Consider the following 15,749-nt stretch of genomic DNA (forward strand, 5'->3'; position numbering starts at 1 on the left):
TATACAAAGGAAAGGGTAATGTTTTAAAAGATTTGGGCTAAGGCTCGGCAGCACTATTGAACGATAGATTAGATGTTTACTTTGGCGTAATAATGCAGATAAAATGATAGATTGTTAGGCGAGTTATTAATTATCTATTCATTAGTAAATTTGGGACCTCATGAAGATACTCCATGTTTATAAGACATTTTTAGGCGATGCTTTTGGTGGGGTAGAGCGCGTTATCGCGCAAATTGTTCGTAATCCGCAATCCAATTTTCATCATACGATTTTGTCTCTTTCTCCTGATCCTGAACCAAAAGAGCTAGAGTATTTGGGGATTAAAATAATTCGCTATAAAGAAAGTTTGAATATTGCATCGAACAGTATTTCCTTTTCTTTATTGAAAGATTTTCGCAAAATCGCTCAGCAAGCTGATGTTATTCATTATCATTTTCCTTGGCCTTTTGCCGATGTTTTACATTTATTTTCAAGAACACAAAAGCCTGCTATTGTCACTTACCATTCTGATATTGTCCGACAAAAATTTTTATTCTATTTGTATCGCCCATTGATGCACCATTTTTTAAAATCAATAGACACCATTGTTGCTACCTCACCAAATTATTTTTCCACAAGCCCTGTACTGCAAAAATTCCGGGAGAAAGTCACTGTGATTCCAATTGGTTTAAATAAAACCAATTACTCAATGGTAACCGATGCGCGTCAAGCTTATTGGCGCAATCTCTATGGCGATAAATTTTTTCTATTCATTGGGGTTATGCGCTATTACAAAGGACTTCACATTTTGTTGGAGGCGGCCCAAGGGACTTCTTTCCCTATTTTAATTGTGGGATCAGGGCCCATAGAAGAAGAGTTAAAAATGCAGGCAAAGGAATTAGGGTTAACCAATATCCATTTCTTAGGTCGATTAGCTGAAGAAGATAAGATTGCTCTTCTGCAATTATGCCTTTCAGTGATATTCCCCTCTCATCTGCGCTCGGAAGCATTTGGAGTTTCCCTTCTTGAGGGGGCAATGTTCGGTAAGTCCTTAATTTCTTCCGAGATTGGTACTGGCACAAGCTACATCAATGTGGATGGCGAGACCGGACTTGTTGTGCCTCCTGGCGACTCGCTAGCCCTACGAAACGCAATGCAATTCATTTGGGATAATCCTGATAAAGCAACAGTAATGGGTGAAAAAGCTGCAGAACGCTATTGGTCTCTTTTCACTGCAGATAAAATGGTGGCAGAATACGAGCGACTTTATCGAGGCATTGCGAATAAAAAACAGGGTGATTCAATGTTAGTGAATAAAGATTCAATGACCAATCAAAATGTGTGAAATAAGAAACAGGAATAACTCATTCGATTTAATTAGGCATTTTGCCGCTTTTTTAGTGCTTTTTAGTCATCATTTTGCTCTATCAGGTCTGACTGAACCAATCTTTCTTCATTGGGATACCTTTGGATTTGTTGCAGTTGTTATTTTCTTTGCGATATCCGGTTATTTTATGCCTAGAAGTTTCACTCATTCAGGCAATTTTGTGGTGTTTATGGCAAAACGTTGCCGACGCATATTTCCAGGACTTATCGTCTGTTCTTTTTTGATGGTATACCTTATTGGAACTCTTTTTACTTCAGAACCTGTGTTTCATTACTTATTTAGCTTATCGACACTTAAGACAAGCATTATGTATATCGCTTTCTCAAGCAGGCCGATTCCTGGTGTTTTTTCTGATTTTTTCTGTAAAGGGGTAATTAATGGCAGTTTATGGACTTTGCCTGTCGAATTTGCCAGTTATGTCATCATTGGAATCGTTCTTTCCTATATGAATAGTTGGAAATCAGTGCTACCTCTGTTGCTGTTATGTATTGTGATAACTCTAGTTTTAACCAAGACTGGAAAGAATTATGGATTTTATTCAATTCCTTTAAATTATTTGGCTCTCTTTGGCATCGCATTTACTGGTGGAGCGCTAATGTCTATGACGCAAAATCATTGGTATGAGAAAAGAGCTTATCTGGCTATCGCTGCGGTGGTGGTCGTTATTGTTTTACAGGGTCGTTTGGAGATGCAGGTCTTGGGTACACTAAGCCTTGCAGCACTAACAATCATTGTTGGTGTTTCATTTCAAGATAAATTGATCAATGGCAAATTCGACATTTCTTATGGTATATACATTTATGCTTTCCCGATCCAACAACTGGTGATTAATTTACTCACTCCACATTTTGGGCTTAGCATGGTGATCGCGTTGGCAATAACCCTTTGTGTCGCTTTTTTGTCGTATCGCTTTGTTGAAAAACCCTTTTTAAATGCCAGCGTGCATAAAGCAGATGCTAAGAAGTTAGAGGTAATTGAATTCTCACCTTCAGCTTCAATTCATTGATGAAAGGAAATGGTATGTTAAATGGACATATTTTATTGACTGGTGCAACGGGCTTTGTCGGGCGGCCATTGGTTAAGCGACTTATTAACGACACTAAAGCGTCTTTAAAGTTGGCAATACGTTCTTCGACAGAGCAGTTTACAAATCCGCGCATCACCGTTTTTGCACCCATTGATATTTCAGGAAGCACAGATTGGAGCACTGTTCTTAAAGATTGTGAGGTTATCATTCATATGGCGGCTCGTGCTCATGTATTGAATGAAACCGCAGAGGATCCTATAAGTGAGTTTAGAAAAGTCAACACGGAAGGAACCTTAAATTTAGCTCGGCAGGCAGCTCAATACGGTGTGAAGCGTTTTATTTTTCTTAGCTCCATCGGCGTGAATGGAAATGAAACGGTGCGTGATCAAGTATTCTCAGCAAATGATTTGCCAAATCCAAGCAATCCTTATGCGTTGTCTAAACACGAAGCAGAACAAGGTTTACAACGTCTCGCTGAGGAAACTCAGATGGAGGTTGTTATCATTAGGCCACCTCTAATTTATGGAGTCGGAGCAAAAGGAAACTTTCATCGCTTAATACAATGGTTACAAAAAGGGGTTCCATTACCTTTAGGAGCTATTAACAATAAACGCAGTTTCGTAGCCATCACTAATTTGTTGAGCCTTATTATGCGATGTATTGATCATCCCGCTGCTGCGAATCAAGTTTTTCTTGTGAGCGATGGCGAAGATCTATCAACTACGGCGCTCTTGCGAAAAATAAGCCAAATTCTGAAACTCCCGGCTCGGTTATTACCTATCCCCCAACGTTTATTGGCCCCCATCGCAACTCTTTTAGGCCGAAAAGCAGATTTACAGCGCTTATGTGGGTCGTTACAAATCGATATTAGTAAAACCTGCGCAACACTTGAATGGGAGCCTGAAGTGACAATGGACGAAGCATTGCGCCTTATGTTAGATCAAAAGCACAATGAATAAAGATATTTTATATTATAAGTATCGTTTTACGAGTGTTGTGTTATTACTTGGGTATGCCTTTATCCATACCCAACTTTCCGGAATTTATAGTGAGGTTTCTTTAGAACAACTAATCCATTTTTCTGCGCAGTTGCCTTTCGGGCAACGTCTACTTGTTCCCGCCCTGGTTAATGGGTTGACTTATGTTTTCCCATTTACAATTGATGAGCTCTTCTTTTTACTGGAATGGTTATTTATCAGTTTATTTTATTTCTGTTTGTACCAGTTGTTACTCCTTGAATTTAATTCAAGACAAGCAAGACTGTTAAGCTGGTTGTGTATTTTGCTTTTGCCCTTGGTGACCGTTATTAATTATCGTTACCGCGTTTTTGGGGGAGCTCCTTTTTTTTATCCTTCAGATACCGCCTCTCTTTTTTTTATGACTTTGGGTTTTTTATTCTGTCTTCGGGAAAAATGGATTTATTTTGTGCCTTGGGTATTTATCTCCACTTTAAATCGAGAAAGTAGCATTCTATTGGTGTTACTGGTTCCAGCGCTTTACTGGCATAAAGTCCATACTGTAATTAAGCCTATTTTTGGGGCTCTATGCGCTTATTTGTTCGCACGTATTGTTGTTCTTGTTCTTTTGCGCGATGCCGAAGGACAAATAATGGATTGGTATTTCCATATGTCCACGCACACCCATTTTGAAGTGAATTTGCTTTGGTTATTAGAAGGGCAAAATGTCCTATTGCTTGTTTTTGGTCTTGCTGGATTGCCTTTATTATGGTTTGTTTTATTTGATTACATTCCCTTACAGTTTAGACCGCTGCGCTATGTTACTCTTTTTTATTTCTTAGCGTTATTATTAGTTGGAAATGTGATGGAGCCTCGAATTTTTAGCGAAATTTTAGTATTGCTTTATTTCCCTGTTTGCCTAGCGATAAGAAACTGGCTGTCTAAACAACCCCTTATTTTCCCCAATAAACTAGGAATAGCTTATTACATAGATCGGTATGCTATTTTAGGCATATTCTGTTTTGTCATTTTATTTCGCCAATTTTTAAATCATTCGCTTATAACTTTCTTTATTCCAAAATAGCTGTTACACCAAAGCAGGGTGGCGTTGACTATCAAATATCGCTTTTTGGCGTTTTGCGCTTTCAACACCGGGTTGATCAAATGGATTAATATTCCAAAGTACACTTTGAACATAAATTTTATGTTCATACAGCGCAATTAAAGCGCCCAAACAGAAAGGGGAGCATGACTCCAAATGAATGTGATTAATTGGCATACCTCCAGGAATATAACCGTTAGGATCAGCTGGGGGATTAATGCCTTCGCTTAGAACACGAATTTTGGCATTGCAGAAAGAATCAATAAGGTCGCCCTGGAATTCTTGTGTCGAAATAAAATCAGCCGCGACTTTATGAGTCCCTTGGCAAAGCAATTGATAATAACTGTGCTGAGCTTGATTTCCTAATCCTCCCCACACGATAGGGCCTGTGGCGTGATTAACAGAGCGCCCATGATTATCAATTGATTTCCCATTGCTTTCCATATCCAGTTGTTGAATATAAGGAACTAATTGTTCTAGCTGCTTAGCATAAACCAACATGAGTAAACTCGAGCTATGCAGAAAATTAATATTCCATAGTCCAACCAACGCCATTATGACAGGGATATTTTCATGGAGGGCTTTTGCGGAAAAGTGCTCATCCATGGAATGGGCGCCGGCAAGCAACTCATTAAAGTGATCGTAACCTACAGCAATACAAGTGATTAGGTTAATTGCAGAACAGAGTGAGTACCTACCACCTACCCAATTCCATATGGGTAAAACAGTAGAGATACCTAATTCTTTTGCTTTATCGACATTCGCGGTAACGGCAATAAAATGTTTATCCCAATGAGGGTAATTATTTATCCACGAAAGTGCTTTTTTCGCGTTGTATAACGTTTCTGTGGTCGTAAACGATTTTGAAGAAATGATAAATAGCGTTGTTTCGGGTTTAAGTTTTTCAACTGCGGTTTCAAAAGCCTTGGGGTCGGCATCGGATACAAAATGAAACCCTAAATCCGGTTTCACATAATCCTTAAGCGCGCTCAGGCAAAATCGCGGACCGAAATCAGATCCGCCGATTCCTATATTAACCACGTCGGTGATTGGTTTTCCAGAATACCCATACCACTTTCCGTCCCTAATCTGTTGTGAGATGGCCCCCATTTCTTCCCGAGTGGCAATAATGTCGGGCATGATATTGTTTCCATCAACCCAAATTGGTTTTTCACCTGGAGCGCGAAGAGCCGAATGCAGTGCCGGTCTGTTTTCACTTGGATTAACGATAGCACCATTTAAGAGGCCATTAATTTTATCTTTAAGTTGGCGCTCATTGGCTAAGGCAATAAGCAATTCAAGTGTGGCTTCATTAAGGCGCTGATAAGTGAAATCAACGCTAAGGCCTTCTGCGTGTAATTTAAATTGATTATTTTGAGAATTGGTGCTTTTTTTTAAAGCATTAAGTGAGAATAAGCACAGGGATTCAGCATGTTTCTCAAGTGCTATCCAAGAGTTGAGTTCGGTAAGTTGCTTCATGCTAATTGTTGTCAATTTTTGGGCCTTAAGATATCACTTATGAGCCTTCGTTGAAAGCAAGAGAATAAAAATTTTAGATATTCTTTTTATTTAGCGTATAATCAACACCTTTTCATAATACTCGGAGCGACACATACCTCTACCGGTAATGAGGTAGATGCTGGAGAAATGATGATCTGGTTATATTGTCTCTTAATTTTTAGCTTGTCTTGTACTTTGACGTGGATATTACGTCGCTATGCTTTGGCTACTAACATGCTCGACATCCCAAATCATCGCAGCTCACATGTCATAGCCACCCCAAGAGGTGGTGGATTATCTTTTGTTATTTGTTTTTTATTCACCGTTTTTTCATTACTCTTTCTTAGCTTGATCAGTTACCCTTTAGCGGGCGCATTGCTGATCTCAGGATCGCTAATTGCTCTTATCGGGTTTTTAGATGATCGCTATAATATTCCTGCGAAATGGCGTTTGCTCGGTCATTTCGCTGCGAGTTGTTGTGCACTATACCTAATAGGTGGAATGCCAGCTATCCCTTTTTTTGCGTGGACATTTTCGAATGGATTGATTGCAAATACGGTGGCTGTTTTTTATCTAGTCTGGTTATTAAATTTATATAATTTTATGGATGGTATTGATGGTATTGCCGCAACAGAAGCCGTAACTGCTTGCCTTGGAGGAGTGGTACTGTATTACCTTCAAAATAACATTAGCGCAACCTATTTGCCCGTTGGCTTGGCTTTTGCTGTCGGGGGATTTTTAGTTTGGAATTTCCCTCCGGCGAGAATATTTATGGGCGATGCAGGAAGCGGTTTCCTAGGACTTATTCTTGGAATTTTGTCAATCCAGTCTGCGAAAATAAATCCAAATTTTTTTTGGGCTTGGGTAATACTTTTAGGTGTTTTTATTGTCGATGCTACGGTAACATTATTGGGTCGAGGAATGCGTGGTGAAATTATTTTTGAAGCACATCGCAGTCACGCTTATCAGCATGCTTCACGCTATTACGGTAAGCACTTACCTGTGACACTAGGAACTTTAGTCATTAACATGTTATGGCTATTACCCATAGCAATAGCAGTGGGGATTGGTTTTATTAGCAGTGGTTTAGGTTTGCTGATTGCTTACTTTCCGCTAGTTATCATCGCTTTGAAATTTAAAGCGGGACAGAAAGAGTGATTGGTATTTTTTTATCCATTAAAAACACCAAAATTTAAGTTAATTTAATATTTTGTTAAGAATGGTTGTGTAAAATGACAATCGTGAAGTAAATTTTGGTTGTGTTTTACACAAAGTGTAGTTGCCTGAAACACCATGGAGGCTTTCTATGGACTGAGAGGGTAACTGTTATGTAGAAGGGAGATTGATATGTTGATTTTAACTCGCCGAATCGGCGAAACATTGATTATAGGTGATGATGTCAATATCACTGTTTTGGGGGTGAAAGGAAATCAAGTGCGTTTAGGTATTAATGCACCAAAAGACGTTTCAGTACACCGCGAAGAAATTTACCTAAGAATTCAACAAGAAAAAGAAGCACCAGGCACAGAAGAAGAGGCTGTATAACAAACCGGATTCATTCGCAGTCGTTCAGTCCCGAGTAGACAGGAGGTTCTCAGCTCGGGACAAACCTCAAAAGCGCAGCGCTAACCTTCCAAATAGCATCAATAAAGTCCAATAATCCCTTGATTTACTTATTATAAATTTTCTGTTTTCAATGACGTATCGCCAGAAGAGAGATAATGCCGTTTTCCCTCATCATCTTGGAGGCATAATTGACCTAATTCATTGACACCACAAGCATATCCACTCATAACGCCAGTGGGTTGTGAAACTTTAATGAATTGGTTTTCTAAATAATCCACTTTTTGCCAATCAGCGGTAAATGCAGCAAAACCAGCGGCTAAAAACTGATTCAAGTGCTTGTCCAAATGATAGATAAGATTGGCGAGTATACGATTGCGATCGAAGTACTGGCCTGTTATTTCATATAAAGAACACCACGGTTTATCGGGAAGAAGCTGTTCTTGAGTGGCCGTATTGATATTCATGCCAATTCCGATAATCACTTGAGCGCAGCTGTTTGTCTCAGCAATCACCTCAATAAGGATGCCGCACAATTTTTTATTACCCCACATCACATCGTTAGGCCATTTTATGCGGATGTCTTGTTGAATAGGAATCGTTTGCAAACTCGCTAGAATCGCTAGACCCACAACAAGGCTTAATCCCGATAGACGAGATAAACAACAGTTTAATTCCCAGCGGCTGGAAAAATAAATATTCTCGCCAAAAGGAGAAACCCACTGACGCCCAAAGCGTCCACGACCATGGGTTTGTTTTTCTGCACAACAAATATCAATGGAAGAGGTCGGGGCTAATTCTTTTAAAAATTGATTTGTAGAATCGACCGTTGCAAAAAGATGAAAGTTGATTTCTTTATTCCATTGCTGATTCTTCAAATGTTGACGAATGAATTGCTCCTCAAGAAGGATCAATGGGTGAGTTAATTGGTAGCCCTGTTGTGGAATTCGTTGAATCGCTAAACCTAATTCTTCCAGTTGAGTTATCTGTTTCCAAATTGCCGTGCGTGACACACCTAATATTTCAGCAATTAATTTACCACTGTGGCAATGCCCATCTGAAAGCTGGCGAAGAAGTTCTAATTGGATCTTACTAAACTGTCTCATTTTCACCTATTATCTCTAACCGAAATCTCCTTCTGAATGCACCGATCTCCCGCTTTAGGATGATCAGGAGAGCCCTCACTACGTTCGGGACGACAAGACCACTCACAGTCATCCTGAGCAACGCGAAGGACCTCCAGATTGAATGCACCGATCTCTCGCTTTAGCCTGATCAGGAGATCCCTCACTACGTTCGGGACGACAAGACCATTCACTGTCATCCTGAGCAAAGCGAAGGACCTCCAGATTGAATGCATCGATCTCTCGCTTTAGCCTGATCAGGAGAGCCCTCACTACGTTCGGGACGACAAGACCACTCACAGTCATCCTGAGCAACGCGAAGGACCTCCAGATTGAATGCACCGATCTCTCGCTTTAGCCTGATCAGGAGATCCCTCACTACGTTCGGGACGACAAGACCACTCACAGTCCTCCTGAGCAAAGCGAAGGACCTCCAGACTCTTTGCAATAACTCTATCAAGAAGATCCTTCGCGGCTATCAGGACGACGAGCGAGTGCGCTATACGCTGCGGCGAATTCCAAGAGCAAGAAAAATGTAAGTCCAGCCGTCCACAATCATTTCAATAGCAATAAATAAACCGATAACCCATAATCCACTGATAGGCCATTTCAACAGAATCATTACTCCTAAAGCAATAGCAACAATCCCCGCGAGTAATAACCAAACCCATCCTGAAGAGCCTTTGAGCTTTAATGCCATAATAAAACGAGTGAGGCCAATAATAATCAATACACCGCCTAATAAGGCCGTAATTAAAATAGAAGCCAGGAATGGATCATAAATCACTAACCCGCCGCCGATAATGTATAAAACCGCAATCAACGCGTGCCAAGCAACAGCGTTCCATTTTTTAGCTTTAAAAACATCCACGAATTGTGAACATCCGGCAATTATAAGGAGAACGCCGAGGAAAAGCATGCTCGCAAGCGTTAAACCCACTACCATCCCTAAACCAATACAGCCTAGAATAATGAATAAAATACCTAAAGCGAATAACCAACCCCAACTGCGCTTTAATTCGGCAGCTTCCTGCTCTAAATCAGTTTTAGCCTTTGTCATAAAATGCCCTTACTGTCCTTGTCTCAATTTGAGTATATACCCAAATTTATCCATTAAAAAGAATAGCAGGATTATCAAGCCGTACGTACCGTAACTCCTTAATCTCAGGATGGTGACAAAGCGCAGCGCTACAGGCTATGCGAGGCATAAATGAACGCATTAGCCATTGGCAATGATGGATAGAGTCAGTGATGAGTTCAGTGTCTTTGGAGAAAATCGGAACGGTGAAAAATTGGGTTGGGTAACTAAGTCCTAAGCCACTGGCTTTGATGAATGCTTCCTTTTGTGACCAAATATGAAAAAAGACCTGCGGCTTTAAAAAGGTTGGGAGGCCCAAGAAAGTCTGCAACTCGCGCTCTGAAAACAGGTTTTTAGCAATGCCTTCATAAGGCCTCGCTGAAAAAAACTCCAGATCGATGCCAAGAGGGAGCTGATATCCTATTGCTAATAAAGCAAGCTCACCTGAATGGCTTAAGTTAAACTGCAGTGCTTTAGAATGATTGACCTGAGGCTTACCATGGGTGCCATAGCTGAAGGTCAATTGCTTTCCTTCCTCATGAAGATAACGCCCAAGAATAAGGCGTAAGCTAGCTCGAGCAATGGTGAAACGCCGTCTATGGCGATCAAAATAATAACGATTAGCGCGTATTAATTCAGTTTTATTGAGCAGGGTATTGGCCTGATTAAAGGGTTTATTCAGGGGAAATTCCCAGATATCAATGCGTGTGGTTTTTAAATGACAGTCGTTTATGGACATCAATTGGGCATTTGTTAACATAGAATGCGAGGGAACGGTAGCGTCAAAAAGCAGTTACAGGTATCATAGCGCATGAAAATAAATTCTCCAAACGAGTAAGTGAATGAGCCGACAATTTTTGGATTTTGAACAACCTATTGAGGAGTTAAATCAGAAAATTCAAGCACTGCGCATGGTAGGCAGTGACAATGAAGTGAATTTAACCGAAGAAATTGCACGTCTAGAAACCAAATGCCAAGAATTAACTGCCAATATATTTGCTAATTTGGAACCTTGGCAGATTGCGCAAATGGCAAGGCATCCATTACGTCCCCAAACAACGGATTACATTGAAAATATTTTCACTGATTTTCAAGAGTTGCATGGGGATAGACATTATTCAAGTGCGCCTGCCATCATTGGTGGGCTTGCGCGATTAAATGGTGAGCCTGTTATGATTTTAGGCCACCAGAAAGGTAAACGGACCAAAGAAAAAGTGTATCGCAATTTCGGTATGGCTCGCCCCGAGGAATACCGCAAGGCATTGCGTTTAATGAAAATGGCTGAAAAATTCAAACTCCCTATTTTTACCTTTATTGATACGGCAGGGGCTTATCCGGGAATTGGTGCAGAGGAACGTAACCAATCGGAAGCCATCGCTAGAAACTTGCTTGAAATGGCGAAACTAAAGACGCCTATTATCTGTACGGTCACTGGTGAGGCTGGATCAGGGGGGGCTTTGGCAATTGGTGTAGGAGACAGGGTCTTAATGCTTCAGTATGGGATTTATTCAGTGATTTCCCCAGAAGGTTGTGCTTCCATTTTATGGAAGGACGCGGCGAAGGCAAGTGAAGCTGCACGTGCCATGGGCATTACAGCGGATAAAATTCTTGAGGCTGGTTTAATTGATGAGGTAGTGGAAGAGCCTTTAGGTGGAGCGCATCGTAATGTAGTAGATATGACTTCACGCCTGAAGCGAATATTAACTGAAGAATTGAACGCTTTAAAAGTGATTCCTGCTAACGAACTGTTACAACAACGTTACGAAAAATTCATGGCCATGGGTGCTTGTGACTAGATCACTGTTAGACACCGAGTGGCTAAAACGACTGAGTCTCTATCAGAGACTTTTTATTGGCTTTAGCGGTGGACTTGATTCCACCGTTTTGCTACATAATTTAATTACCCATTCTTCATTTGCTAATAAATTAACTGCTGTACACATTAATCATGGGCTTAGCCCTAACGCGCTTGCGTGGCAAAATCATTGTCAGCAATTTTGCAGCGAATATAAAATTCACTTTGTGGTCGAACAAGTTGAATTTGAGCGGCAGGCGAATATTGAAGAAGAGGCGAGAAAAGCAAGATACCAGGCGTTTGCCCTGTTACTTGAGGACAAGGATGGTTTAGTGTTGGGTCATCATTTAGATGATCAAGCTGAAACCCTCCTTCTGCAACTTTTTCGTGGCACTGGCATTGAGGGATTAGCTGCGATGGCGCCCGTAAAGAAATTGGCTCAAGGTGAACTATTAAGACCTTTGTTGCACCATTCTCGCCAAACCTTAGAAGAGTACGCTCAGTTTTATAAGTTAAAATGGGTTGATGACGAAAGCAATCGCGATATTTCTTTCACGCGGAACTATTTAAGACACCAAGTGTTGCCCCTGTTGCGCCAACGCTGGCCCACTATGGTGAATAACCTAGCCCGCACGGCTCAACATTGTCAACAAGCTCAAGCCAATTTGGATGATTTAGCGCGAATCGATTGTCCAACACTGAATCAGCCTTCAAAGACACTGCCTGTCACGCCACTCCTTGTTTTAAATCACCATCGTTTGAGTAACGTATTACGCCTATGGCTGAAATCTAACCAGGTTCAATTACCCAGTACATCAACCTTTAATCGTGTGATCAAAGAAGTGATTCACGCCAAAGAAGATGCTAAACCGCTTGTTGCTTGGAGGGATGTTTGCATAAGACGCTATCAGCAAATGCTTTATATCATAAAAAATGAATCCCGAACTTGCTTTCAGGCTAAAAATTGGGGTTCTTTTCCTAATCCTCTCATTATTGAAGGTCTTGGCAAAATTGAGACTAAAAAAGGCAATAAAGGTCTAGTGCTTCCCGAGCAAGCCCAGATTGAAATTCGCTTTCGCCAGGGAGGGGAATCATTTCATTGGCACGGACAGACAAAGCCATTAAAAAAGCTATTCCAAGAATGGCAGATTCCTCCATGGAAGCGTGATTCTATTCCTTTGCTCTACGTTAATTCCCATCTAGCCGCAGTAATCGGTCATGCCATCGCTGACTGTTTTTACAAGGAAGATCCTTGCAATGCCTATCAATTATTTTTTAGCCCATCCCAATAAAGTGGAATGTAGATACTTCTTTGAGAAGATCACATTCTGTTAACCTGATAATTTTAAATAATTAATGAAAGATTGCTCTGCCTCGGGTATCCTAATGAAGATTAATTCGATAGAGTCTTCGGCAAAGGAAATGTACTTAGTGTATTGGTCCCAAATCAGAATAATTATTGCGATCATTTTACTTTCAGTTTGCCTGTCAGCCTGTATGGTTGGCCCTAATTTTCGCACGCCTAGTGGATTTAAAGTTAAACGGTATACCGAAACGCCGCTTCCAGCAAAGACAGCGAATGCGCCAGGACCTGGTGGTCAAACACAAAAATTCATCACGGGAAAAGACATTCCCGAATTGTGGTGGGAATTATTTCATTCCTCAGCAATCAACGCATTGATTCGTAAAGGATTAGCAAATAGTCCAGATTTATCTTCAGCCATGGCTGCCTTACGTCAGGCTAAAGAAAACTTAAATGTACAAATTGGCAATACACTTTGGCCCGCGATTGATGCATCTGGTTTTGCGCAAAGGCAACGCTATTCGACAGTAAATATTGGCGATGTGACTGGGAATAGAGCATTTACGTTTAATCTCTATAATGCTTCGATCAATTTATCTTACACGGTGGATGTTTTTGGTGGGGCTAGACGTGAAATTGAATCACTGCGGGCAAAAGTCGATAATCAGCAATTTGAAGTGATTGCTGCCTACCTTACACTAACTTCGAATATTGTTACCACTTCGATAAGCATCGCCTCAGTCAAAGCACAGATTAAAGTAACTCAGCAGCTTATTGGAGAGCAACAAACATTGCTCAATATTCTAAAGCAGCAATATCATTTGGGTGGTGTTTCTCAGGCTAATGTATTAACACAACAAACTTTATTGGAGCAAACGAAAGCCACCTTACCACCTTTACAAAAGAGCTTATCGCAAAATAAACATGCGCTTGCTGTTCTCGTGGGTTCTTTTCCTGAGGAATCGTTACCCACCGTTGATCTTGACCAATTAAAATTGCCAGTGACTTTACCTGTCAGTGTGCCTTCTTTGCTTGTACGTCAGCGGCCAGATGTTCGTGCTGCCGAAGCTTTACTTCATTCAGCTTGTGCAGAGATTGGCGTGGCGACAGCTAACTTGTTTCCAAAGTTGGATATCACGGGTTACTATGGTTGGATAAGTACTTCTTTATCGAATTTGTTTTCTGCACAAAACAATATCTGGAGTATTATGGCACAGGTGACGCAGCCTCTTTTTCATGGTGGCGCGTTATTGGCTCAGCGCCGAGCTGCTATCGCGGCCTATCAGCAAGCGGATGCGCAATACCGAAAGACGGTGTTGCAAGCGTTTCAAAACGTCGCGGATGTTTTGCGTGCGCTCGAAACGGATGCTCGCGCACTGCAAGCTCAGGCGCTAGCTGAAGAATCAGCGCGTCAATCACTCCAGTTAACAATGGCTCAATATCGCTTAGGGGGTACGAGTTATATTAATTTGTTAAATGCGCAGCAGCAGTATTTGCAAACACGAATCAATCGAATTCAGGCGCAAGCGACGCGGTTTGCGGATACCGCTGCATTATTTCAAGCATTGGGCGGAGGGTGGTGGCATAAGCCCTGGTGTGTTAAAGAGTGTTTGTGATTTAATGATGAAGGGTTGCGCTCCTAATGCAATTAGGAAAATAGGGAGATAATCGTGTCGTCTCGAAGGCAGTGAGAGATCTCCTTATGTCGTAAAGAGTATCCATTTATTTTGCCTTTTAGGAGAGGGATTTTATTGAAAAAACAAATGATCATCATGCTGATTTGCGTAGGTCTTTTGTTTGGCTTCATTTTTGGCTGGAAGACATTTAAATCAGCAATGACCAAAAGATATTTAGCCTCCGCTCAAGAACCTGCGGTAACTGTCTCAACGATGAGAGTGGAGTCGTCGCTTTGGCAACCCAACTTAAAGGCAGTGGGTAGTACGCGCGCGCGCGTTGGTGTTAATGTAACAACAGAGCTTGCTGGAATGGTACAAACCATTTATTTTACGCCGGGTTCCAGAGTTGAAAAAGGAACCGTGTTAGTGCAATTAAATGCAGGAACAGAGCTGGGACAACTGCATTCATTACAAGCTCAAGTTGAGCTCGCTAAAATTACCTATTTACGCGATAAAGCACAATTCAAAGCGCGTGCTGTGAGTAAACAAACTGTAGATACGGATTTGTGGACGCTTAAAAATTTGGAAGCTCAAGTCGAACAACAGCTCGCTACAACAGAAAAGAAAACGATTCGTGCCCCATTCTCGGGTCAATTAGGTATCAATAATGTTAACCCTGGACAATATCTTAATGTGGGTGATACTGTCACCTCTCTACAATCGCTGGATCCCATTTATGCTGATTTTTATCTACCACAACAAGTTTTAGCCAGATTAAAAATGGGGCAAGTTGTTACTACGGTGGCAGATACATTTCCTGGACGAATATTCAGAGGAAAAATAACGACAATCCAACCAGTAGTGGATACCGACACACGTAACGTTCTCGTAGAGGTGACTATTCCTAATCCAGATTACAAATTAAAACCTGGCATGTTTGTCAATGGTGAAATTGATACCGAAATGCCAAGAACTTATCTGACTTTGCCCCAATCGGCAATCAGTTTTAATCCCTATGGGGATATCGTTTACGTGGTGAAAAACAGCGGTAAAACGGACAACCAAAATCAACCCATTCTCATTGTCCAACAGGTTTTTGTGGAGGTAGGTGAAACAAGAGGGGATCAAATTGCTGTGCTAAAAGGACTAAATTTGGGAGATATTGTTGTCACGAGTGGTCAATTGAAACTTAAAAACGGTAGTCGTATCAAAATAAATAATACGATACAACCCAGCAATCAGGCAGCGCCTACGATAGTTGAAAGATAACCATTTCAGGAATCGCTCGTTATCACTAAAGCTCGCGTACACATCGCGGG

The 15,749-nt window shown here is 41.1% G+C and carries 14 protein-coding genes; 10 read left to right on the top strand and 4 right to left on the bottom strand.

Annotation, left to right across the window (positions count from 1 at the left end):
• Positions 1–160: 160 nt before the first annotated feature.
• The 4 genes from B5D33_RS07345 to B5D33_RS07360 are packed head-to-tail and all read left to right on the top strand — an operon-like array spanning position 161 to position 4,433.
• Positions 161–1,324 carry a glycosyltransferase family 4 protein gene (locus B5D33_RS07345; RefSeq protein WP_058451490.1) on the top strand — a complete coding sequence of 388 codons (1,164 nt, stop codon included), beginning with the start codon at positions 161–163 and terminating at the stop codon, positions 1,322–1,324.
• Complete coding sequence (locus B5D33_RS07350) at positions 1,317–2,372, top strand: acyltransferase family protein (protein WP_058451489.1); 1,056 nt, start codon at positions 1,317–1,319, stop codon at positions 2,370–2,372. The genes B5D33_RS07345 and B5D33_RS07350 overlap by 8 nt, the downstream gene beginning before the upstream one ends.
• Before the next feature lie 14 nt (positions 2,373–2,386).
• Positions 2,387–3,352, top strand: a complete 966-nt coding sequence (locus B5D33_RS07355; protein ID WP_058451488.1) for a UDP-glucose 4-epimerase family protein — start codon at positions 2,387–2,389, stop codon at positions 3,350–3,352.
• Positions 3,345–4,433, top strand: a complete 1,089-nt coding sequence (locus B5D33_RS07360) for a hypothetical protein (protein WP_058451487.1) — start codon at positions 3,345–3,347, stop codon at positions 4,431–4,433. The genes B5D33_RS07355 and B5D33_RS07360 overlap by 8 nt, the downstream gene beginning before the upstream one ends.
• Before the next feature lie 3 nt (positions 4,434–4,436).
• Here the strand turns inward: B5D33_RS07360 and pgi are convergent, their stop codons facing one another.
• On the bottom strand, positions 4,437–5,930 hold the full coding sequence (gene pgi / locus B5D33_RS07365; RefSeq protein ID WP_058451486.1) for a glucose-6-phosphate isomerase: 1,494 nt from the start codon (positions 5,928–5,930) through the stop codon (positions 4,437–4,439).
• 168 nt (positions 5,931–6,098) lie between these two features.
• Here pgi and B5D33_RS07370 point away from each other — a divergent pair, with 168 nt between their 5' ends.
• Together B5D33_RS07370 and csrA are read left to right on the top strand one after the other, a co-directional pair.
• The gene (locus tag B5D33_RS07370; protein WP_058451485.1) at positions 6,099–7,109 is read left to right on the top strand and encodes an MraY family glycosyltransferase; all 1,011 of its coding nucleotides are present in this window, start codon (positions 6,099–6,101) and stop codon (positions 7,107–7,109) included.
• Positions 7,110–7,298: 189 nt separating this feature from the next.
• Positions 7,299–7,496: a carbon storage regulator CsrA gene (gene csrA / locus B5D33_RS07375; protein ID WP_058451484.1), complete on the top strand. Its 198-nt coding sequence runs from the start codon at positions 7,299–7,301 to the stop codon at positions 7,494–7,496.
• A gap of 131 nt (positions 7,497–7,627) precedes the next feature.
• Here the strand turns inward: csrA and birA are convergent, their stop codons facing one another.
• The 3 genes from birA to B5D33_RS07400 all read right to left on the bottom strand — a co-directional run bounded on the left by birA (position 7,628) and on the right by B5D33_RS07400 (position 10,476).
• Positions 7,628–8,620 (bottom strand): bifunctional biotin--[acetyl-CoA-carboxylase] ligase/biotin operon repressor BirA, encoded by a 993-nt coding sequence (gene birA / locus B5D33_RS07380; RefSeq protein WP_058451483.1) that lies wholly within the window; start codon positions 8,618–8,620, stop codon positions 7,628–7,630.
• Between the two features lie 517 nt (positions 8,621–9,137).
• Complete coding sequence (locus tag B5D33_RS07395; RefSeq protein ID WP_058451028.1) at positions 9,138–9,698, bottom strand: HdeD family acid-resistance protein; 561 nt, start codon at positions 9,696–9,698, stop codon at positions 9,138–9,140.
• A gap of 46 nt (positions 9,699–9,744) precedes the next feature.
• On the bottom strand, positions 9,745–10,476 hold the full coding sequence (locus B5D33_RS07400; RefSeq protein WP_058451029.1) for a 4'-phosphopantetheinyl transferase family protein: 732 nt from the start codon (positions 10,474–10,476) through the stop codon (positions 9,745–9,747).
• An 82-nt stretch (positions 10,477–10,558) separates the two neighbouring features.
• On the opposite strand from B5D33_RS07400, the gene B5D33_RS07405 reads away from it, so the two are divergent.
• The 4 genes from B5D33_RS07405 to B5D33_RS07420 all read left to right on the top strand — a co-directional run bounded on the left by B5D33_RS07405 (position 10,559) and on the right by B5D33_RS07420 (position 15,699).
• Positions 10,559–11,512 carry an acetyl-CoA carboxylase carboxyltransferase subunit alpha gene (locus B5D33_RS07405; protein WP_058451030.1) on the top strand — a complete coding sequence of 318 codons (954 nt, stop codon included), beginning with the start codon at positions 10,559–10,561 and terminating at the stop codon, positions 11,510–11,512.
• Positions 11,505–12,803, top strand: a complete 1,299-nt coding sequence (gene tilS, locus B5D33_RS07410) for a tRNA lysidine(34) synthetase TilS (protein WP_058451031.1) — start codon at positions 11,505–11,507, stop codon at positions 12,801–12,803. The genes B5D33_RS07405 and tilS overlap by 8 nt, the downstream gene beginning before the upstream one ends.
• Positions 12,804–12,897: 94 nt before the next feature.
• Complete coding sequence (locus B5D33_RS07415) at positions 12,898–14,430, top strand: efflux transporter outer membrane subunit (RefSeq protein ID WP_234802480.1); 1,533 nt, start codon at positions 12,898–12,900, stop codon at positions 14,428–14,430.
• 135 nt (positions 14,431–14,565) lie between these two features.
• The gene (locus B5D33_RS07420; protein WP_324610532.1) at positions 14,566–15,699 is read left to right on the top strand and encodes an efflux RND transporter periplasmic adaptor subunit; all 1,134 of its coding nucleotides are present in this window, start codon (positions 14,566–14,568) and stop codon (positions 15,697–15,699) included.
• The last annotated feature ends 50 nt before the right edge of the window (positions 15,700–15,749 follow it).

It is taken from the genome of Legionella maceachernii (assembly GCF_900167045.1).
Taxonomy (GTDB): domain Bacteria; phylum Pseudomonadota; class Gammaproteobacteria; order Legionellales; family Legionellaceae; genus Tatlockia; species Tatlockia maceachernii.